This window comes from Streptomyces cathayae (assembly GCF_029760955.1).
In the GTDB taxonomy this organism is placed as follows: domain Bacteria; phylum Actinomycetota; class Actinomycetes; order Streptomycetales; family Streptomycetaceae; genus Streptomyces; species Streptomyces cathayae.
On the sequence record NZ_CP121682.1, the window covers coordinates 2830583 to 2851255 of the forward strand.

A 20673-nucleotide genomic window follows, 5' to 3' on the forward strand; every position below is an offset into this window, starting at 1 on the left:
GTCCGAGTACCGCGCGTACGGGCATCGGTCATCGGGCACCGGTCATCTGGCACCGGGCACCGGGCACCGGGCCGTCAGCTCATCGGGCCGTCAGTTCGCCGGTTCGTCAGTTCGTCACCTCGAACGCACCGCGGGCCCCGCGCTCGGCGTCGCTCATGATGTGCGAGACGAACGGATAGGTACCCGCCTCGGGGAAGGTGAGTTCGACGAATCCTCCCGATCCCGGGGCCAGCGAGAGGATCTGCGCGCCGCCGTCGCCGGGATCGTCCGGGCGGAGCCGGTGGGCGCCCTCCTGGTACACCGTGTCGAACTGGCCGCCGACCACGTGGAAGGCGCTCGACCGGTTCGGTCCGGCGTCGAGCACCCACACCCGTACCCGCTCGCCGGTGCGCGCGGTCAGCCGGTCGCGGGCGTACTGGTGGGCGTATCCGTTGAAGACGACGGCGTCGGGCCGCTGGGCCGTCAGCTTGTCCGGGTCGGCGGTCCCGCCCTGCGGACCGAGGTAGAGCTCCGACTGGACCAGCAGGTACTCGCGGTCGGCCTCCGGCAGGTCCGGCGGATCGATGACGACGGCCCCGAACATGCCGTTGGCGATGTGCAGCGACATGGGCATCGTGGAGCAGTGGTACATCCACACACCGCTGCGGGTGGCGGTGAACCGGTAGGTCAGCGACTCGCCGGGCGGGATCGTGCGCATCGGCCGGTCCGGCGCCAGGGCTCCGGCGTGGAAGTCGACGGAGTGGCCGATCGTTCCGCTGTTGACGAGTTCGATCTCGAAGACGTCGCCGACCCGTCCGCGCAGCACGGGCCCGGGAGCGGTCCCGTCGAACGTCCACAGCCGCTGCCTGACGCCCGGGGCGACCTCGCGTACGGCGTCGCGCACGGTCAGGGTCCTGCGGTGTGTCCGGGGAGCGGTGTCCTCGCGTGCGGGCGGCAACTGCGCGTCACGGCCGGTGAATCCGGCGGGCGGTTGGGCCATGGGGTCGAAGGCCTCCTCGGCGGAGTTCCGCGCCGTCTCCTCGCCGCCGCTGCCGTCGGCGGCCGAAGCGCTCCCCTCGTGACTCTCGTGTCCCTCATGCCCCTCGCGCCCCTCGCGCCCCGCCGTGCCCTCCGCGGCCGGCCCGGGGGAACCGGTGGCCTCGACGGTGAGCACCATGCCCATCTGCCGGTGGCCCACCACGGAGCACCATCCGTCCAGGTCCCGTCCGACGACGCCCGCGTCGAGCGTGCCCTGCTTCCCCGGGGCCAGCCGGGCGGTGCGGGCGCCGGTCTCCAGGACCAGGTCGTGCTGGTCGGTCCCGAGGTTGTGCACCTCGATCACCAGCCGGTCGCCCGCGGGCACCTCGACGGTGTCCGGTGTGAAGCGCATGCCGCGAACGGTGACCGTCACCGTGGTGGTCCGGCCGGTGGGCGGCACCGCCTCGCCGTCCTCGGTGGCGGCCGCGGCATCGTCGGACGAGCCGGTCACGGGCAGGGAGCGTACGTCCGCCGCACCGCCGCCGGCGACGGCCAGCACCGCCACCGCCACACCGACGGCCACACCGCCCAGCACCCGGTACGGGCGCTGCCGCGGCACCGCGGGCCGGGCCTCCGGCTGGGGCGCCGACCGGGCCGCCGTCCGGGCCGTCGCCCTCGTCCGTACGGCTGTGACCAGCAGCGTCAGGAAGGCCACCAGCGCCCCCAGCAGCACCGTCGAACTGATCACGCGCACCACGCTCGGCACCGGCAGCACACACAGCAGCAGCGACAGGTTGACGAGGGTCAGCCGGGCCGGGCCGCCTCGCTCCAGTGCCGCGGTGGTGGCCCGTACGGCGGTGGGCCCGCCCCCGAGCACCACCGGCACCAGGAAACTCAGCGCGCCCATGAGCACCTGTGCCATCCAGCCCCCGGCCAGCGGGGCGGTCAGCGACGCCGTCCGCTCCACCACCGCGGGCCAGGACGGCGAGGTCAGCAGGATCGCCGTGAGCGCGGCCAGCGCGCCGAGCAGCCAGACCGTTCCCGCCGCCACCGACCAGGCCGCGAACGACGACGGCGTCCGTACCCGCGCCTCGCGGACCCGGGGGACGCCCCCGAGCACCAGCCCCGCCACGAAGACGCCGACCCCGGCCGCGGTCGGTGCCGGCGGCAGTGTGAGCGCCGCGAGGACGGCCGCGCCGAGGCCGCCGAGCAGGACCGGCAGGGCGGTGCGGGCCGCCTTCTCCGCGCCGTCCGCCACCCGGGTGCGCAGCATCGTCGGCCACAGGGTGACGAGGGTTCCGGCCACCGTGAGACCGAGCCAGCCGAGGAGGTTGACCATCTCGTGGGCGATCAGCAGGCGGGCGGCACCGTGGTCGGAGAGATCGCCGCGGGCCATGATCACGCCCATCGCCGCTCCCGCCGGCAGCAGCGCGGCGGCCGCGACGTAGTAGCGCACGGTCAGGGCGAAGCGGCTGGGCAGGGCCCGCCGCAGCAGGCGGACCAGCCAGACGGCGTGGACCGCGACGGCGGTGGCGACCAGCGTGCCGCCCGCGAGCACGACGGGCCAGTGGCCGGTGAGCAGGCCGGTGATCACGGCGACGGCCCCGGTGTTGAGGCCGGCCAGCCGCAGCGCCGCCGGGGCTCCCCGGTCGGCCTCGGGCAGCCGCAGTACGGAGGCGGCGAAGTGCCCCGACCAGATGACGACGGCGTTGCTCACCGCCCCGAGCAGCAGCAGATGGACGAGCAGCCAGCGGGCCGCCGGTACGAAGGGGTGGACCAGCGCGGCGACGGCGAAGAGCACCAGCCAGCCCACCACCACGGCGTTCACCCTCAGGTGCCAGGAGGCACGGGGTGGTCGCGACCGCCCGGACGACGGCATCCCTACGGGGATCCCGAGTGCTCCGGGGACTCCGGGTGCTCGAGGGGTTTCAGGTGCCCCGGGTGTATCGGGTGCCTCAGGCGTCTCGGGTGTCTCAGGGCTTCTGGAGGAGGGGTTCACGGTCATTGGGCCTGCTTCTCCGCGGGTCGTGGCTCGGTGCGCGGCGCCGCGCCGGCGGTCAGGAACAGGGCCGCCGCCGTCCCGACGAACAGCAGGACGGCGACGATGTCGAGGACCCCGCCCACCCGCCAGGCCGAGGGGGAGTCGCGCAGGTCACCGAGGAGGACGCGTAGCGCCAGCGAGAGGTGCAACAGCCAGGCGGGGACGGCCAGCACCGGGCGGTACGGCAGCGGGCGGCGCAGCACGGCGGGCAGGATCACCGGGGCGTGCGCCATGATCATCGAGATGACGAAGCCCAGGAAGACGCAGTGCACCAGGGCGTCGTAGCGGGGGCCGTCGGCGATCGGCCCGTCCAGCAGCCACAGCGCACCCGCCAGGCCGAGCCAGGCGTACCCGGCCAGCAGGCAGGCGGCCGAGAACCGGGGCAGCCCGGTCGAGCGCAGCATGCGGCGGGCGACGTCGTACGTGGTCAGCCAGGCGACCAGGGCGAGCAGTGCGACGGCGAGCAGCAGGGTGCCGGGGGCGGGCCACAGCAGGGTGGCGGCGGTGCCGGCCAGGACGGCCCCGACGCAGGCGAGGAAGGTCTGCTCGGTGCGCGGTGCCAGGAAGGCCACCCTGGCCAGTTCCAGCCGCTCCCCCGCGATGGTCAGCACCAGGAAGGCGACCAGCCAGGGCAGCAGCCGGGGCACGTCCAGTCCGCCCAGCCACAGCAGGGCCGCGCCGAGTGCCGAGACCGCGCCCGCGGCCTGGCCCGCCAGGGCGGGGCCGGGTTGGCGGCGCCAGAAGCGGACGTACAGGGCGAGCAGCAGGGCGGTGCCGAGGACGAACAGCCCCTGCCCGACGCGGAGGTCCGCCGGGCTGATCAGCAGCAGGCCGCCCGCGCCCAGCGAACCGGGGGAGAGGTACCCCCAGGGGCGGCCCAGCGCGACGGCCCGTTCGAGCGCGATCAGCGTCCCGACGAACCCCAGGACCATGAGCACGCCGTGGACCTCCGGCAGCCGGTCGGCGGTGACCGGGGCGGGCAGCCCGAGCAGCAGCAGCGCGGCGTCCAGCCCGGCCAGCAGGGCGAGCCCGGCCGGCAACAGCAGCACCGCCCGACGAGCACCGGCCCGACGGGCGGCCTGGGTCGGGGTCGGGGTCGGGGTCGGGATCGGGGTCGGGATCGGGTCCGGAGCCAGGTCCGGGTCCGGGTCCGGAGCCAGGTCCGGGTCCGGGGTCGGGTCCGGGTCCGGGTCCGGGTCCGGGGTCGGGGTCGGGTCCGGGTCCGGGTCCGGGTCCGGGGTCGGGGTCGGGTCCGGGTCCGGAGTTAGGTCCGGGTCCGGGGTTGGCTCCGGGGCTTCGGTGGGGGTCATCCGAGGTCCCCGTCCGGGTCGGTCGCGGCCTTCGGGCCTCCCCCTGCCGGGTCCGGGCCGGTGGCGTCCTCCGGGCCGGTGGCGAAGTGGAGGCGGCAGGCACCCGGCTCGGCGAAGGGGTGCAGGGAGACCCCCTCCGGGTCGCCGCCCAGCGCGGCGTAACCCGCCCGGGCCAGCCCCGCGTGGACGTTGCAGATCACACCGGGGTACTCGAGGGCGACCTCGATGAAGGGGCATCGCGGCAGCCGCACCCGTTCCTCGCCCTGCAGCCGCCCCGCCTCGTCGGCCTCCGGTGCGAAGCCGATCTCGTCGAGCAGCGCCAGCACCCGCTCGCGGGCCTCCGCCGGGCTCGCGGGAGGCTCCTGGCCGGCCGTCAGGGCGCGGCCCCACTCCTCCCCGGCGGCCAGGGCGTCCGCTCGCGGATCGGCGCCGGTCCGGGCGATCTGCGCGGCGAGCACGGCGGCCAGACCGGCGTACTCCCGGACGGCGGACCGCTGCGGCGGCTGGGAACGGTAGCGCCAGGCGGGTCGGCCGCGCCCGGCGGCCGGCGCCCGCTCGCGGACCGCGAGCCCGATCTCCACCAGCGCGTCCAGGTGCTCCCGGACGGTGTTGACGTGCAGCCCGCACTCGCGCGCGAGCGCGGTGGCCGTGGTGGGCCGCGGCTGACCGCGCAGGTGCTGGAGGACGGCGTTGCGCTGCCGGGACACGGGCGGCCGGTCATCGGCTCCGCCGCCCGGGAGTGGCGGCTTATTTTCCACGGACATGTCCGTAGTATATTCGAGGCGCAGCGTCCGTCCGGCCGCCCGGCTCGATCCGAGCCGCACGGCGCACCTCAACCGCTGGAGACTCCGCATGAGCACTCTCACCATCGCGTCGGACCCCGAGGAGGCCGCGGCCGTCGAAGCCGTCGAGGCTCACCACGCCCAGCTGGCAGGCGAGTTGGGCGGGCGGGTCACGATGCTGCTCGACGCGCTGGACCGCGACCCCGCCTCGGCCGAGGACATCCGGGCCGGCCTCGTCGCCTTCTGCGACCGGCAACTTCTCCCGCACGCCGAGGCCGAGGAGTCGGCCCTCTACCCCGCGGCGCACAGAACCGCGGAGGCCCGTCTGCTGATCGAGGGCATGCTCGCCGAGCACCGCAGGATCACGGAGCTGGTGGAGGCGCTGCGCTCCGCTCCCTCCCCGGCCCGCGCGGCGGGCGACGCCCGCGCGCTCCAGGTGCTCTTCGAGGAGCACCTGGACAAGGAGAACGACCTCGTACTGCCGCTGATCGCGGCCTCTTCCGAGGTCTCCCTCGCCGGACTGCTCGACGGGATGCACGACCTCCTGGGCGGCCATGACGACACCGAGGGCCACGCGGCCGCGGAAGGCGGGCAGCAGTCCGGCGGCGCCTGCGGCTGCGGTGGCCACGACGAGGCCGACGTGCCCGAACTGGACGCCCGCGCCGTCCCGCACGCCCTGCGCCACGCCACGGTCTTCGGCGCCCTCGACGCCGTTCCCGCGGGCCGCGCCATGGTGCTGATCGCCCCGCACGACCCGCTGCCACTGCTGGGCCAGCTCGAGCGGCGCAACCCCGGCGTCTTCGCGGTCGAGTACCTGGAGCGGGGCCCGGATGCCTGGCGCCTGCTGCTCACCCGCCGCTGAGCGGGCAGAACGGCGTCCGGGGCCTCACCGCGAACCGGCGGTGAGGCCCCGGACGTGCGCGCGAGGGCGGGCGGAGGGTGCGAGGTCCGGGCGGGCTAGGTGAGTTCGCCGGTGGCGGCCAGGTCGTCGAAGAGCAACTGGTCCACGGGGGGCACCAGCTCCCGGTCGGCGTACGAGAACCAGGCCATCTCCTCGATCTCGCTGCTCGGCTCCGGCTCCCCCTCGCCCTCGGCGGTGTAGCAGGCCATCCGGACGACCGCGCCCTCCGGAAGGCCGGGGGTCCCGAGGGTGCCGGGGATCGCCGCCTCGTACGTGCCCACGTGGACGGCCGTGTCCGGGTCGAGTACGACCGCGAGCTCTTCCTCGATCTCCCGCAGCAGCGTCTCGACGTCGCTCTCCGCCCCCTCGCGCTTGCCGCCGGGGATGTAGAAGACGTCCTTTCCGCGCGGGCGCGCGCACAGGATGCGGCCCTTCTCGATCCGCACCCAGGCCACCGTGTCGATCAGCACCGAACCCGTCCCGTTTCCGCTCGCCCGAACCGCAGTCGAACGGGACCCTACCGGGACGCGTGAGATCAGTCGGCGGCCGTCGCGTTCTGCCCGATGCGCTCGACCCAGTACAGCTGCTGGTGTCCGCGGGCGTCGAGACTGTCCGCGATCTTCTGTGCCTCGGCCCGGGTGGCGTACCGGCCCACGCGGTACCGGTTGCCGTTGTCGTCCTGCCGCACCACCAGCCAGGGAAGTGTGGCCGTGCCGTCGCTCATCGCGCCCCTCCACTTCCCGCCCGCGACCTGCGCCGCGCCCAGCCCGGTAAGGAAACCCCAATCCGCATATGCCCGAGCCTACGCCTTGCCTTTACGCAGCGAACATGGGTTTGCACAAAGAGGTACGCAACCGGCCAGTACCCAGGGGGCGCACGGTGGCGAACGCGCCGTACGCAAGCCCGACGTATCCGGTCAGCGGCATGCCGCCCCGGCCTCCCCGGCTCGGGGGCCACCTGCGAGAACGGCCAGATTTCTACGCTGCCCGACCGGGCACGCCGCCGCCCCTCCCCCCTCCCGGACGCGGGGACGGGGCGCAGGGGGAGCGCTTCGTGCCCGGCGGCGGCTCCGGGACGATCTCCCGGGACCTCCGCCCGCCATCTCCCGGAGCCGCCGCCCACGCTCTCCCGGGACGGGGCGGCTACTTCACCGGAAGGTGGTACGCGACCCGGTAGCGGTCGGCGGGGATCACCACGTCGGCCGTCTCGACCGGGCGGCCCGAGGCGTAGTACGTGCGCCGGACGACCAGGACGACGTGGCCGGGGACACCGCCCAGCGACGCCAGTTCCTCGGCGAGGCCGGGGCGGGCGCCGACCTCCTCGGTGACGTTGTCCACGATCACGTCGATGGCGCGCATGCGCTCGACCACGCCCATGCCGCCGAGCGGGCCCTCCTCGGGCAGCATCACGGGCGTCCGGCCGGTCAGGGCGAGCGGCTCCCAGGAGGTGGAGAGCATCATCGGCTCGCCCGCTTCCCGGAAGAGGTACCGGGTGCGCATCACCCGGTCGCCCGGCTCGATCTCGAGCCGCTCGGCGACGGCCCCGCAGGCATCGGCCTGCGCACTGCTCGACTCCCAGGTGCCCTGCACGCTCCCGTCCGCCTGCTCCTGCCGGAACGGGGTGGCGCCACGCTCCGGACGAAACCCCGAACGGGCGATGCGCCGGGGGACGGGCCGCTCCCGGACGTAGGTACCCGAGCCGGAGCGGCCCTCGACCAGGCCCTCCGCCATGAGCACCTTGCGCGCCTCCAGCGCGACCGTGTCGGAGACGCCGTACTCCTCGCGGATCCTCGCCTGGGACGGGAGACGGGTGTGCGGGGGCAGCCGACCGTCGACGATCTTCTTACGGAGATCACCCGCGACACGCAGATATGCCGGCTGCTCACCGAATGTCACTGGCCGCTCCCGTCAGGTTGTACAGATAGCGACAGGGTGGCAACCGCAGGTTGTACCGGGCAAGCGAAGGCCAGAGAATCACTCGAAGTGATGAAGGGTCCGCGCCATGGTCTTTACCCAGGCACTTTCTCCCCGTTACGGGAGCCCTCACACCTCGATACTGCCCTCGTCGGTCCTGCCGCCCCCGCCCCCGGTCCCGCCCTCGTCCTCGTCGTACTCCTCGTCGTACTCCTCGAACGTCGGCTGGGTGGTGGCCAGGTCCAGAGCCTTGCGTGCGGCGACCGTCTTGCGGGAATCGATGAGCTCCCACCCCTGAGCGGAGTGCTCGTAGAAGGCGTCCAGGCCGTCGGCCTCGGCGGCCTTCGCCCATACGGCCTCGGCCCTCTCGAGCTCCCCGGCGAGTTTCGTCACCGGCTCCTCGGCGCCGGCCGGCCACGGGTGGTCCCGCAGCATCCCGCTCTGCTCGGCGAGCGCCTCGGACATCCGCCCCGCCCACTTCTGATGGCCGGGCAGGTCCTCCTCGGCCTCCGCCAGGGGGATCTGGTCCAGCACCGCGTTGAGGACGTGCGTGGCCTTCAGATAGGCCACCTGGTCCGCGTCGAGCGTGGTCTCGTCCCGGCGCAGTGACCCGGTGAGGGTGGCGTCCGCGTCCCGGTTGCCGAACACACAGGTGATCGTGCGGTCGCCGTAGTCCCAGCCCTCCCGGGACGGCGTGAGGTAGTACACGTCCACGTCGGACGGCAGGGCCCAGGCGTCCATGGCGTAGGTGTCCCTGAGGGCGTAACACCGGTCGTCGGCGGTGTCGACGAGGCTGTCGTCGCCCGGGAAGGCGCCCTCGGGCAGGGTGACGAGGGCGAAGACCTCCCCGTCGTGCTCCTGAGAGCAGGGCACCTGGTCGGCCTCGATCGCCCAGCCCACCAGGCCGTCGGGCGAGTCGAAGCAGTCGCCCTTCTCCAGGACGAGGATCGTGTTGCCGCGCGCCCCCTCCTTGAAGCCCTCCCAGAAGTCGGCCACGGCGCCGGTGGAGAGCGACAGCACCCACAGCGCCAGCCCGACGGAGGACAGCACGGACCCGGCGATCGCCATGCCCCGGCCGCGCTCCGGGCGCCGCCGGATCTGCCACAGCGCGATCAGCCCCAGCACGAGTCCGACGGCCGGCAGGAAGCACAGCAGGCCGCACACCAGGGCCGCGATGGCGACTCCGTTAACAGCGCCGCCGGCGCTGCCGGCCGGGGGCTGGAACCCGTAGGGGCCGTACGGTGAATAAGGGCCGTGAGGGCCGTGAGGGCCATGGGGACCTTGGGGCCCGTAGGGGAACTGCGGTGGCGGAGGGGCCCCTTGCGGCTGCGGAGCGGCGAACGGACCCTGGGGGTGCTGCCCCTGGGGGTGCGGGCCCTGGAAGCCCTCGGGCTGACGGGGCCCGGGAGGCGGGGGTATGGACACGGGTGCCGTGCTCCTGGTTCTGCCGTGCTGACGCGGAGAGGTGCATACGCTGGACGCGGGCCGACATACGGCTCCGCGCGCATCGTAAGCGGGCCGGACCGGGCCGGGCCCGCGGGGCTCTGCACCTCCCAGGACCTCCCAGGACCTCCCGAGCCCCTCAGCACCTCTCTCCCGCATGCCACATGCCCCGCCCCCGCGGCGGGCGGCCGGGTCACCGACCCGGAGCCCGACCACGGGGACGAGGCACAGAACAGCACTGACGCGGGGTCAGGCCTGTGTCAGAACTGCAGGGCCCAGCCGTTGAGCCGGCCCGAGTCGAACCAGGCGTTGTCGCTCACCCGCAGCTTCCACGTGCCGTTCGCGGTCTCCGAGGAGGCGTCGACCGTGTACGTGGTCTTGATGTTGTCCGTGCTGCCGCCGGTGCCGTACGACTTCAGCGTGTACGCCGTGCCGTCGGGGGCGATCAGCTGGACCTGGAGGTCACCGATGTAGGTGTGGGTGATGTCCACGTCGACGGCCAGGTTCGAGGGTGCGTTGCCGGAGATACCCGAGACGGTGATCGGGGACTCGACGGTGGACCGGTCGGGGACGGCGACGCCCTGGGTGCTCTCGAAGCGGTCACCGGTGGGCGGCGGGGTGGTGCCGCCGCCCTCCCCCACGTTCAGCAGGAGGTTGGGGGAGCCGCTGCCCGGGTTGCCGACGACACCGGTGGTGGCGGCGGCCGTCAGCGCGGAGGAGACCTGGGCGGGGGTGGCCGAGGGGTTGGCGGCCAGGTGCAGGGCGGCCGCTCCGGCGACGTGCGGGCTCGCCATGGACGTACCGGAGATGGTGTTGGTGGCCGTGTCACCGGTGTGCCAGGCGGAGGTGATGGAGGAGCCCGGCGCGAACACGTCGAGGATCGAACCGTAGTTGGAGTAGCTGGCGCGGGCGTCGCCGGAGGTGGTGGCGCCGACGGTGATCGCCTCGGCGACGCGGGCCGGGGACTTGGTGGAGGCGTTGGTGGACTCGTTGCCCGCCGCGACGACGAAGGTGACGCCGGAGGCGACCGCGTTGCGCACGGCCGCGTCGAGGGCGCTGTCGGCACCGCCGCCGAGGGACATGTTGGCGACGGCGGGCTTGACCGCGTTCCGGGCGACCCAGTCGATGCCGGCGACGACCTGGGCGGTGGTGCCGGAGCCGGAGTTGTTCAGCACCCGGACGCCGACGACCTTCGCCTTCTTGGCCACGCCGTAGGCGTTGCCGGCGACGGTGCCCGCGACGTGGGTGCCGTGGCCGTTGCCGTCCTGGGCGGTGTTGTCGTTGTCGACGGCGTCGTAGCCGTAGGAGGCACGGCCGCCGAAGTCGCTGTGCGTGATGCGGACGCCGGTGTCGATGACGTAGGCGGTCACGCCCTCCCCGGCCGAGTCCGGGTAGGTGTACGCGTTGTTCAGCGGCAGGCTCCGCTGGTCGATGCGGTCCAGGCCCCAGGAGGGCGGGCTGGGCTGGGTCGCGGTGGTGTGGAAGGTGCGGTTCTGTATCACCGAGGCGACGGCCGGGTCGGCGGCGAGACGTTTCGCCTCGGCCTCGGAGGCCTCGACCTCGTAGCCGTTGAGAGCCTTGGTGTAGGTCCGCTCGATCTCGGCGCCGTACTTCTTCGCCAGGGCACGGCCCTCGGCGGAGCCGGCCTTGGCCTCGTCCGCCTTCAGGGTCACGATGAAGCTGCCGGCGACGGCGTTCGCCGCGCCCTCGTACTGGATGCGGCCTTCGGCAGCGGTGGGGGCCGCGCCGGCGGGGAGTGCGGCGACGAGCCCCGCCACGAGCGCCGCGCTGGTCGCGACGCCGAGGGTGGTCATTCTTCGCCGGGGATGACGCATCACTGCCATGTGAGGGTTCCTCCTCAGTCGGTGGTGCGCTGCTGTGGGGGGGTGGTGCGGTCGACGCACGTGCTGCGCGGGTGGCACAGCGAACCCAGCAGTGACCTGCCCATGACAACTCTCGGTGACCGGTCAACTCCGTGCGCCAGATGAAAGATTGAGGGTTCCACAGGAATCGCACAAGGGTCCTGCACGAACGAAACAGACCTGCCGTGCGCGCGTCATATTCCGCCGGGGCCGGAAACCGTCGTTGTCCCCCGTGCGAGCTACCCGCGGATGTCCACCTCGTGGTGACGACCCCGGGCCCCCGGATCCGTAGCGTTCCGGGCACCGCGGCACTCCGGCCGCGGATGTGGCGAAGAACCGTTCGAAGGATTGTTCATGAGACTGGTCTGGCAGTTCCTGGCCGTCGCGGCGGTCGCCCTGGTCGGCGGCCAGGCATCCCTGGCACTGGAGGACAAGCCGTGGCTGCTGTTCCCCGTCGGCCTCCTGACCTCCGTGCTCGCCCTGCTGGTCTACGCGTGGGTGGTACGGCGGACCGAGCGCCGCCCGGTCACGGAGCTGGCCCGCGAGGGCGCCTGGGCCCCGGTCCTGCGGGGGACGCTGATCGGCGTCGCGATGTTCGGGGCCGTCATCGCGAACATCACCTCCTTCGGGTACTACGACGTCCACGGCCTGGGCTCGCCGGCCGGCGCGGTGGGCCTGTTCGGTTTCATGGCCGCCGCCGCCGTGACCGAGGAACTGCTGTTCCGCGGCATCCTGTTCCGGTTCGTCGAGAAGCTCACCGGCTCGTGGATCGCGCTGCTGCTGACCGGCGCGCTGTTCGGGCTGATGCACCTGCCCAACAAGAACGCCACCCCCGCGGGCGCCCTCGCCATCGCGGTCGAGGCCGGCCTCATGCTCGCCGCCGCGTACGTCGCCACCCGCACTCTGTGGGTGCCGATCGGCGTGCACTTCGGCTGGAACTTCGCCGCGGCCGGCGTCTTCAGCACCGAGGTCTCGGGCAACGACACCGCGCAGGGTCTGCTGGACTCGTCGGTCTCGGGCTCGACGCTGATCACCGGCGGTGACTTCGGCCCCGAGGGAAGCGTCTACGCGGTGCTGTTCGGCCTGATGCTGACGGCGGTCTTCATGGGGCTGGCCCACCGGCGCGGCACCATCGTCCCCCGGCGGAAGCGGCGCACCGACCGGGACGGCCGTGACGGCCGCACCGACCGTGCCGACCGCTCCGGGACCTCCTCTACAATCCCTCGGTGACCGACATCCGGCGGGTCCCGGAACTGTGGCGCGGGTTCGACGTCACGGTCCGGGACCTCCCGCTCGCGCTGCTGCTCCTCACCCTGTCGCTCGTGCCGGCGTTCCACACGCACGGAACGCAGCTCGGCGGCCTGCCGGGCCGTTCGTTCGACGCGGTGGCCGCCGTGGCGGTCGTCCTCGAATGCCTCCCGCTCGCCGCGCGCAGACGGTGGCCGGCCGTCTGTCTCGCCCTGGTCTCGCTCGGCTTCGCCGTCGACCAGCTCCAGGGCTACCACACGGTCGCGGGCACGGCCCTGCCCATCGCGCTGCTGAGCGTGGGCTCCCATCTGGAACGGCACCGGCGCGTCACCGCGGTGGCCTTCTCCGCGGCGTACGCGGTGCTGGCGATCACCCTCCACCGGATCGGTCCGGGCGAACCACAGGGCGGGTTCGTGACGTTCTACCTGGTGCTGGCCCTCGCGTGGGGCATCGGGGCGTGGCAGCGCTCCACCCGGGCCGCGGAGACCGAACGCCGTCTGCGCCTCGCCGAGGACACACTCGTCGCCGAACGCACCCGGATCGCCCGCGAACTCCACGACGTGGTGACCCACCATGTGACGGCGATGGTCGTACAGGCCGAGTCGGCACGCTATCTGACCACCGCGCCCGAACGCCTCGACCAGGCCCTGAACGCCGTCGCCGACACCGGCCGGCACGCCATCACCGACCTGCGGCACCTGCTCGACCTGCTCAGCCCCGACCACGACACCGGCCACGGCACCGAGGCCAGGCACCCGCCCGCCGGCCGGCTCCGCACCCTCGTGGAGCAGACCCGCCGCGCCGGACAGCCGGTGGAGTTCACCGAGCAGGGCACTGCGGCGACCTCGCCCGGCAGCGCCGACCTGGTGGCCCACCGGGTCGTGCAGGAGGCCCTGACGAACGCCCTCAAGTACGCCCACGGCAGCCGTACTTCGGTCGAGGTGCTGCACGGTGAACGCGAGATCACCGTGGAGGTGGGCACGGACGGCTCCGGCTCGCGGGCCGGTTTCCCCACCGGCAGCGGGCGGGGCCTCGCCGGTCTCCGCGAACGGGTCGACGTCCTGGGCGGCGACTTCAGCGCGGGCCCGCGGGCGGACGGCGGCTTCGTCGTGCGGGCCCGCATCCCCGCGGGACGGCCGTCGTACCGCTCCCCCGGGTGAGCGGCCGTACCGGCGCCGCTCACCCGGCCCCGGCCACGTCGTCCGGGGTCAGGGCAGGGGCGTCCCGCCCGTCGCGTTGAGGATCTCCGCAGTGATGAAGCTCGCCTGCTCCGAGGCCAGATAGACATAGGCAGGTGCCATCTCCGCGGGCTGGGCGGGGCGGCCGAGAGGACTCTGCTTGCCGAACTCGGCGGTGTCCTCCAGCGTCGCGGGGATCAGCGGGGTCCACACGGGCCCGGGAGCCACGGCGTTCACCCGGATCCCGTCGGACACGAGCATCTGGGCCAGGCCCTGCGTGAACGTGACGATCCCCCCCTTCGTCATCGCGTAGTCGAGGAGATGAGGGGTGGGCTTGTAGGCCTGGACGGACGTGGTGTTGATGATCGAGCCGCCCGCCGGGATGTGCGGCAGGGAGAACTTGCAGAGCCAGAACATGCCGTGGAGGTTCGTGCGCACGACCCGGTCGAACTGCTCGGTGGAGATGCTGCCGATGCCCTTCGGCTGAGCCATCTGGTAGGCGGCGTTGTTGACGAGGACGTCGATGCGCCCGAACTCCGCCACCGCCCTCTCGACCAGCGACCGGCACTGGGACTCCTCGCGGATGTCGCAGGCGACGGCCACGGCGCGCCGGCCCGCCTCCTCCACGAGCCGCGTCGTCTCGCGCGCCTCGTCCTCCTCCTCCGGCAGATGGGTGAACAGGACGTCGGCGCCCTCCCGGGCGAACGCGAGGGCGACCGACCGGCCGATACCGGAGTCGCCTCCGGTGACCACGGTCCTCCGGTCCCGCAGCAGCCCGCTGCCGCGGTAGGAGTCCTCGCCGTGGTCGGGCGGCGGGTCCATCGGGCCGGTCCAGCCCGGGTGCGGCTGGTCCTGCGAGGGAAAGTCCGGCTGCGGGTGCAGGCTGGTGGGGTCCTGCGGTGCGTCGTTCCCGTTCGTCATCGTGTCGCCTTCCTGTGCACGTCGTCCTCCTGTTCGTGCCGCCCGCTGTCCGCACCGCACCCGGCCGTCACACGGGACGCTGGTTGTACGCCCGTGACGCGCGGTCGTTGAGCGCGCTGCCCCACGCGCGGACCTTGCGCGCCACCGGGTGGGACGGGGGCCCGACCTCGGCGCCCTTCCGGAGCCCTCGACGGCCGTCCCCGGCGGACGGCAGCATGCGGGTGGCCAGGGTGGCGGCCCGGGTGGTGAGCGCCGGTGCCACACCGTGCGCGAGGCCGGCCACACGGGCGGCGGGCGTGAGCACGATGCGCGTACGGCGCCGCTGGACGCCGCGGACGATGGCCTTCGCCGCCCGGCCGGCGTCCATGGACACCAACGGCATGCCCGCCACCGTCGAGAACCAGGCGAACTCCTTCTCCCGCTCACCCCCGAAGACGGCGTGCAGGTGTGAACCGGTGCGCATGAGGCCCGGATGGACGGCGGTGACGGTGACCCCGTCGCGGGCGGCTTCGGCATGGAGCCCCTCCGCCAGCGTTCCCACGGCGGACTTGGCGCAGGAGTACGGCAGCAGATGCGGGGCGGCGAGCAGCCCGCCGACCGAACCGATCAGCGCGAGCCGGCCGCCGGCCGGGCTCCTCCGCAGATACGGCAGCGCCTCCAGCGAGGTGTGCAGCGCACCGTAGAAGATCGTGTCCATCGCGGACCGGAACTCCTCGGCGCCGACGGCCTCCACGGGCGCCACCTGGATGATCCCGGCGTTGGCGATCACCAGGTCGACGCCTCCGTGTTCCCGGGCGGTGTCGCCGAGCACGTCCCGCACGGCCGTACGGTCCCGCACATCGCACACCGCGGTGCGGATGCGTGCCCCGCGGCGCCGGCGGATCAGGTCCGCCGCCCGGGTCAGCTCTTCGCCGTCCCGGGCGACTATCGTCACCGCGCAGTGCCGGGCCGCCAGCTCGTCCGCGAGGAGCAGCCCCAGCCCCCGCGAGCCGCCGGTGACCACGGCTGACAGTCCCTGGAGGGACGGGGAAGCGGTCAGAGGTGACATCACGGCCTCCTTCTACGGTGCGCGGCCCGCGCGGCTTCCTGTCGTCGCGGACCGGGGTGCCTCGCGGCCGAGTGCCCCTGTCGGGCGCGGTTAACGCCTGCGGCACGGTGCGCTGCGGCGGCACGGTGTGGCATGCCGCTGGTTGCGGGTACCCGCAGAGCACCGGTGCCCGTGTGACATCCGTGTGGGACATGCGCGATGCACGAGACAGACACGAGACAGAGGAGACGCGTCATGCCGTCCGGATCGAACGCCAAGCGAGAGCGGCAGTACGAGCACATCAAGGAGAGCGCCGAGGAGCGCGGCAGGTCCGAGGAGCGCGCGAAGGAGATCGCCGCGCGCACGGTGAACAAGGAGCGTGCACGCTCGGGTGAGGCCAGGACCTCGAGCAGGACCTCCACCCAGGACCCGAAGTCCGCCTCGCAGCGGGGCGGAGAGCGTTCCCACAGGGGTGCCCAGGGCCCCACGAAGGACCAGCTCTACGAAGAGGCGAAGAAGAAGAACATCGAAGGCCGTTCGTCCATGAACAAGCAACAACTGCGCAAGGCCGTCGGGCGCTGACCCTCCTGGCCCTCCTGGCCCTCCTGCCCGTCCTGGCCGTCCCGCCCGACAGGCCTCCCTGCCGACGCCGCGCGCCCGCCGCTACCGCTCCGGTGCGGGCGCGCGGCGACGGCGTTCGGCCGCGTTCGCCAGTTCGCACAGGAGCTGGTGCGTCTCGACGACGAGTTCGCCGCCCGTGGCGACCGCCGCCCCTTCCTCCCGCCGGATGTCCGTGGTCAGCGCGTCGTGGGCGGCCAGCGCTTCCCTCAGGGCGGTGTCCCGCCGGTCCGGCTGCGATGCAAAGGAGGGCCGTCCGGCCTTCTCCAGCATCTCCGCGTCCACGCGGCACACGGTCGCCGCCCGCCCCAGCACTTCGGCACAGCGGGCCAGGTACGCGGAGGAGGGGGCCACCAGGCGCGGCTCGTCGCCGGCCGCGCCCTCAAGGGTGCGGGTGATGGCGACGAGATGACCGCTGATCCGCTCCCAGGCCGTGTCCGCTTCGGCCGGGGGCAGCGCGGGACCGTTGCGGCGCATCCGCCACCCGGGGTTGAACCGGTAGCTCTCCGAGGTCCACCGCCTGGCGTCGGCCAGGGCCCGCACCGTCCCGCCCAGCCGCCAGGCGCGGTCGTGCCACTCCGCGGCGTCCGACAGCCCGTCCTCCGCACGGAGCCCCTCGGCCACCGAGGCCAGGAGCTCCCCACTGTGGTGGACCAGCGCGTGGAGGTTCTCCCGCACACTGCGCAGGTGCACCGGCGGCAGCACGAACGCGTTGACCGCGACACCGACCACGGCACCGATCAGCGTCTCGAGCAGCCGGTGGCCGACGGCTCCCGCCGTGGACGCGCCGTAGGTGATGACGAACAGGGCCGTGGTGGCGCCGTAGATGCCCTGGTCGCCCAGTCGGCGATAGGTGCCGATCAGCACCAGGGGCGGCAGGGTGAGGGCCATCGCGCCCAGGGTGGAGTTCCCGGTGACGGCCAGCGCCGCCGAGGCCCACAGCGTGCCCACCACGATGACGGCGAACTGCTGCACCCCCGAGTGCACCGACCGGTAGACGGTGCTCGCCACCAGCACGAGGGCGGTCCAGGGTGCCAGCAGGGCCATCGGCGCTTCGAGCCACCACCCGGTCAGCGCCCAGGCGGCGATCGCCGCGCCGGCGGCCTTGAGCGACTGCACCATGGTGTCCCGTTCGGCACCCGGGTGCCTCAGCGCGGAGCGGGCGCTACGGCCCACCGCGGCAAGCTCCCACCCCAGCAGGCGGGCCACCCTTCGAAGCCACACTGCCAACCGGTCTTCCTCCTGTTCCGCGTCCGGCCTCTCCCGGCCGCCCGCCTGGTGCGGCCTGCGCGTCGGCGACACCCCCCGCTCCCCCCTTCGCATCGGCGCGAGTACCCCGGCGCAGCCCGGGACACGCGCACCCGGCCGGCCGGGACGGTATAAAGAATTCCTATATCCGAGGAAACACTCTTCGCGGCTAGGCTCGTGCCTCAATCATCCGGGCCGGAATCCAGGCCTTTCTCATTTCGCCGCGCAAGAGGAGTCCATCCGTTGAACGCGATGTGGCGCGTACAGCCGAAGAATACGGCACTGCTCGTGATCGACATGCAGAACGATTTCGTTCTGGAGGGGTATCCGATGGAGGTGCCGATGGCACGCCGGCGGATACCGGAGATGCAGAAGGTTATTACCGGGTGCCGAGAGGCCGGTATTCCGGTGATCTACACCCAGCACATTCTGCTCGACACGTTCGACGTGTCGCCGCTGGAATCCACCTACAACCCGGCGCTGCTGACCGCGGGCATGCGCGGCGGCACGTTCGGCGCGCAGGTCGTCGACGCCCTCGCACCGGAGCCCGAGGACGTCGTCGTCCAGAAGCACCGCTACGACGCCTTCCACAACACGCGGCTGGAGAGCGTACTGGCCGGCATCTCGGGCCTGCGCCAGGTCGACACGGTGATCATCATCGGCACCCTCACCGAGGTCTGCTGCGACTCCACCGCGCGCGGCGCGTACATGCGCGACTTCAAGGTGGCTTTCGTCTCCGACGCCACCGGAGCGCGCAGCGACGCGGCACAGAAGGCGACGGAGGAAACCATGGGAACGTTCTTCGGCCGGGTCCTCAAGAGCGGAGAACTGGTCGCGGAAATCCGTGAAAGCGAAAGCAGAGAAGGAAGAGCGGCATGACGACAAAAGAGTACGACGTCCGCTATGAGCGCTCGGCTGTTCTGCTGCTGTCCCTGGGATTCGGTCTCGTCGGCCTGGACCGCTGGATCATCAGCCCGCTCTTCCCCTCGATGATGAAGGAACTCGGGCTCGACTACCAGGACCTGGGCAACATCATCGGCGTCCTCGGTCTGGCCTGGGGTTGTTCCTCTCTCCTCATGGGCGGTCTCTCCGACCGGCTGGGACGGCGCAGGGTCCTGGTCGGTTCGATCGTGTTCTTCTCGGTCTGCTCGCTGCTGACCGGCATGGTCGGCGGGCTCGTCAGCCTGCTCCTGGTGCGGGTCGTCATGGGCATCACCGAGGGGGCGTTCTCCCCGACCGCGGTGACCGCCACGGCGGAGGCTTCGCGGCCCGGGCGTCGAGGGTTGAACATGGGCATCCAGCAGAGCACCTTCGCTCTGTTCGGGGTCGGCCTGGGGCCCATCATCGCCACCCAGTTGCTGAGGATCCTGCCGAGCTGGCACTGGGTCTTCGCCATCATGCTGCTGCCCGGCCTGGTGCTGGCCTACTTCGTCTTCCGGACCATCCGCGAGCCGCACCAGTTGCCGGCCTTCGAGTCCGCCGTCGCCCCCGTCTCTCCCCAGGAACGGACCCGCTGGCTGGACGTCTTCCGCTACCGGAACATCCGGCTGGCCATCCTGGCGCTGTGCGGCGCGATGACCTGCATCTTCGTGCTGAGCGCGATGGTGCCGAGCTACCTGGTCGACCACCAGGGCATCGGAACCACCCAGATGGGCGTCATCGCCTCCGGCATCGGTTTCGGCGCCTTCGCGGGGCAGCTGGTCATCCCCGGGCTGTCCGACCGGTTCGGCCGCAAGCCCGTGGTCGTCGTCTCCCTGCTGATGGCGATGGCCATGCTGGTCGGCTTCATCCTGCAGGGGCCGGTGGTGCCGCTGCTGTTCCTGCTGCTGTTCTTCGTCGCCTTCGGCGCCAACGGCTGCCTGGCCCTGCTCGCCGGAACCGTGACCGTGGAGTCCGTCCCGGCCGGCCTGATGGGCGCCGCCGCGGGCACCGTCATGGGCGTCGCGGAGATCTTCGGCGGCGGGGTGGCCCCGTCCGTCGCCGGGTACCTGGCCCAGAACCACGGCATCCACACCGTCCTCTACCTGGCGCTGGGCGGACTGCTGCTCTGTGTGGTCGCCGCGTCCTTCCTCCAGGAGACGGCGCCGAAGAAGGCCGGCCGCACCGGCGGCACGGACCCGGCTGCCACGGCCCCCGCGGGCGCCTAGGGCCTGTCCACCGCCCAGGCCCCTGCCACCCGGACCGGGTGACCCGCGTGTGAGCGCCCGGTCACCCGGCTCCGGGCGCCTCGGCGTCCGCTTCGGCCAGGAACCCCGCGATCGACCGTGCGAACGCCTCGGTCACCCCGTGGTCCCGTCCCGCGTCGCTGATGCCCACGGTGACGTTGATCTCCGGCAGCAGTCCGGGCAGCGGGGTCGCGGGGAGGTCCGCGGCGCACCGTTTCCCGTCGGTGAGGACCACTCCGGCCGGGACGACCGTGATGCACTCGCCCAGCCGGATGAGCGCGTGCATGGTCCGGTAGTCGTCCACCACGTGGAACCGGGAGATCTCGTACGTCTCGATCAGCGTGGTGGTGATCCGCGCGTGGTGGGTCAGCACGGGGTTGTCGAACAGGACGAACCGGTAACGGGAGAGGAGGTCCTTCAGGGCCAGGGCGCTGATCTCCTCCAGGACGGTCCCCGGCGGATGGACCAGCGCCATGTCCTCGGCGCCGATGACCTCGGTGCCGAACGGGTGGTCGGGCTCCGTGGAGTAGAAGAGCCCGGCGTCGAGCTGGTTGAGTTCCAGCAGGTCGATGAGGGTGGTGGCGGGCCGGCTGGTGACCCGGAACTCGTCGGCTCCGTAGTCACCGAGCGCGCTGCTCACCACGGCCCGTACGGAGCGTTCGGACAGCCAGTCGTCCACGCCGAACATGACCCGGTGCGGATGGCCGGCCACTTCGGCGAAGCTCCGCGGCTTGGCCGGGTCCTTGTCGCCGAGGACCGCCGAGGCGTTCGACAGGTCCCGGATGAGCTGGGCGGCGTAGGGCAGGAAGTAGGACCCCTGGGGGGTGAGCACCACGCCGGTCCAGCCGCGTTCGAACAGCGCGAAACCGAGGCTCTCCTCCAGCCTGCGCAGCCGCTGGCTCATGGTCGGCTGGGCGACGTAGAGGGCGGCGGCGGCCTTGGAGATGCTCCGGTGCCTGGCCACCGCGAGGAAGGAGCGAAGGGCCTCGAGGTCCACGAATGCCCCCTCTCGGTCACGAGCAAACTGGATGAGACGGACCCTACTTCTTCCCGGAGCCC

18 protein-coding genes are annotated in these 20673 nt (G+C 72.6%); 6 read left to right on the forward strand and 12 right to left on the reverse strand.

The features are described 5' to 3' along the window. Window positions 1–106: 106 nt before the first annotated feature. From PYS65_RS12680 to PYS65_RS12690, 3 genes are all read right to left on the reverse strand, one after another. Complete coding sequence (locus PYS65_RS12680) at window positions 107–2785, reverse strand: multicopper oxidase domain-containing protein (RefSeq protein WP_279334059.1); 2679 nt, start codon at window positions 2783–2785, stop codon at window positions 107–109. 173 nt (window positions 2786–2958) lie between these two features. Beyond that, window positions 2959–4047: a hypothetical protein gene (locus tag PYS65_RS12685; protein WP_279334060.1), complete on the reverse strand. Its 1089-nt coding sequence runs from the start codon at window positions 4045–4047 to the stop codon at window positions 2959–2961. A gap of 257 nt (window positions 4048–4304) precedes the next feature. Continuing rightward, window positions 4305–5072, reverse strand: a complete 768-nt coding sequence (locus PYS65_RS12690) for a helix-turn-helix transcriptional regulator (RefSeq protein WP_279334061.1) — start codon at window positions 5070–5072, stop codon at window positions 4305–4307. A gap of 88 nt (window positions 5073–5160) precedes the next feature. Here PYS65_RS12690 and PYS65_RS12695 point away from each other — a divergent pair, with 88 nt between their 5' ends. Next, on the forward strand, window positions 5161–5952 hold the full coding sequence (locus tag PYS65_RS12695) for a DUF2249 domain-containing protein (RefSeq protein WP_279334062.1): 792 nt from the start codon (window positions 5161–5163) through the stop codon (window positions 5950–5952). Between the two features lie 95 nt (window positions 5953–6047). Here PYS65_RS12695 and PYS65_RS12700 read toward each other — a convergent pair whose 3' ends face one another. From PYS65_RS12700 to PYS65_RS12720, 5 genes are all read right to left on the reverse strand, one after another. Continuing rightward, window positions 6048–6461 carry an NUDIX hydrolase gene (locus tag PYS65_RS12700; protein WP_279334063.1) on the reverse strand — a complete coding sequence of 138 codons (414 nt, stop codon included), beginning with the start codon at window positions 6459–6461 and terminating at the stop codon, window positions 6048–6050. Between the two features lie 65 nt (window positions 6462–6526). Further along, window positions 6527–6715 (reverse strand): SPOR domain-containing protein, encoded by a 189-nt coding sequence (locus PYS65_RS12705; protein WP_279334064.1) that lies wholly within the window; start codon window positions 6713–6715, stop codon window positions 6527–6529. A gap of 418 nt (window positions 6716–7133) precedes the next feature. Continuing rightward, on the reverse strand, window positions 7134–7886 hold the full coding sequence (locus tag PYS65_RS12710) for a GntR family transcriptional regulator (protein WP_279334065.1): 753 nt from the start codon (window positions 7884–7886) through the stop codon (window positions 7134–7136). A 147-nt stretch (window positions 7887–8033) separates the two neighbouring features. Further along, the gene (locus PYS65_RS12715; RefSeq protein WP_279334066.1) at window positions 8034–9329 is read right to left on the reverse strand and encodes a DUF4190 domain-containing protein; all 1296 of its coding nucleotides are present in this window, start codon (window positions 9327–9329) and stop codon (window positions 8034–8036) included. A gap of 278 nt (window positions 9330–9607) precedes the next feature. Further along, the gene (locus PYS65_RS12720; RefSeq protein WP_279334067.1) at window positions 9608–11191 is read right to left on the reverse strand and encodes a S8 family peptidase; all 1584 of its coding nucleotides are present in this window, start codon (window positions 11189–11191) and stop codon (window positions 9608–9610) included. A gap of 372 nt (window positions 11192–11563) precedes the next feature. On the opposite strand from PYS65_RS12720, the gene PYS65_RS12725 reads away from it, so the two are divergent. Continuing rightward, on the forward strand, window positions 11564–12439 hold the full coding sequence (locus PYS65_RS12725; RefSeq protein ID WP_279334068.1) for a type II CAAX endopeptidase family protein: 876 nt from the start codon (window positions 11564–11566) through the stop codon (window positions 12437–12439). Then, the gene (locus PYS65_RS12730) at window positions 12436–13617 is read left to right on the forward strand and encodes a sensor histidine kinase (protein WP_279334069.1); all 1182 of its coding nucleotides are present in this window, start codon (window positions 12436–12438) and stop codon (window positions 13615–13617) included. The genes PYS65_RS12725 and PYS65_RS12730 overlap by 4 nt, the downstream gene beginning before the upstream one ends. Before the next feature lie 48 nt (window positions 13618–13665). Here PYS65_RS12730 and PYS65_RS12735 read toward each other — a convergent pair whose 3' ends face one another. After that, a complete protein-coding gene (locus PYS65_RS12735; RefSeq protein ID WP_279334070.1) occupies window positions 13666–14556 on the reverse strand; it encodes an SDR family oxidoreductase in 891 nt (296 codons plus the stop codon). A gap of 67 nt (window positions 14557–14623) precedes the next feature. Beyond that, window positions 14624–15604, reverse strand: coding sequence for an SDR family NAD(P)-dependent oxidoreductase (locus tag PYS65_RS12740; RefSeq protein WP_279334071.1), 981 nt, complete (start codon window positions 15602–15604; stop codon window positions 14624–14626). 234 nt (window positions 15605–15838) lie between these two features. Between PYS65_RS12740 and PYS65_RS12745 the strand changes: the two genes are divergently transcribed. Beyond that, on the forward strand, window positions 15839–16165 hold the full coding sequence (locus PYS65_RS12745) for a plasmid stabilization protein (RefSeq protein WP_279334072.1): 327 nt from the start codon (window positions 15839–15841) through the stop codon (window positions 16163–16165). Window positions 16166–16246: 81 nt separating this feature from the next. Here the strand turns inward: PYS65_RS12745 and PYS65_RS12750 are convergent, their stop codons facing one another. Then, window positions 16247–17425: an FUSC family protein gene (locus tag PYS65_RS12750; RefSeq protein WP_279337933.1), complete on the reverse strand. Its 1179-nt coding sequence runs from the start codon at window positions 17423–17425 to the stop codon at window positions 16247–16249. A 276-nt stretch (window positions 17426–17701) separates the two neighbouring features. On the opposite strand from PYS65_RS12750, the gene PYS65_RS12755 reads away from it, so the two are divergent. Together PYS65_RS12755 and PYS65_RS12760 are read left to right on the forward strand one after the other, a co-directional pair. Then, window positions 17702–18328: an isochorismatase family protein gene (locus tag PYS65_RS12755; RefSeq protein ID WP_279337934.1), complete on the forward strand. Its 627-nt coding sequence runs from the start codon at window positions 17702–17704 to the stop codon at window positions 18326–18328. Then, window positions 18325–19596 (forward strand): MFS transporter, encoded by a 1272-nt coding sequence (locus PYS65_RS12760; protein ID WP_279334073.1) that lies wholly within the window; start codon window positions 18325–18327, stop codon window positions 19594–19596. Before PYS65_RS12755 ends, PYS65_RS12760 begins: the two co-directional genes overlap by 4 nt. A 61-nt stretch (window positions 19597–19657) precedes the next feature. Here the strand turns inward: PYS65_RS12760 and PYS65_RS12765 are convergent, their stop codons facing one another. Beyond that, window positions 19658–20611 (reverse strand): LysR family transcriptional regulator, encoded by a 954-nt coding sequence (locus PYS65_RS12765; protein WP_279334074.1) that lies wholly within the window; start codon window positions 20609–20611, stop codon window positions 19658–19660. Window positions 20612–20673: the final 62 nt, after the last annotated feature.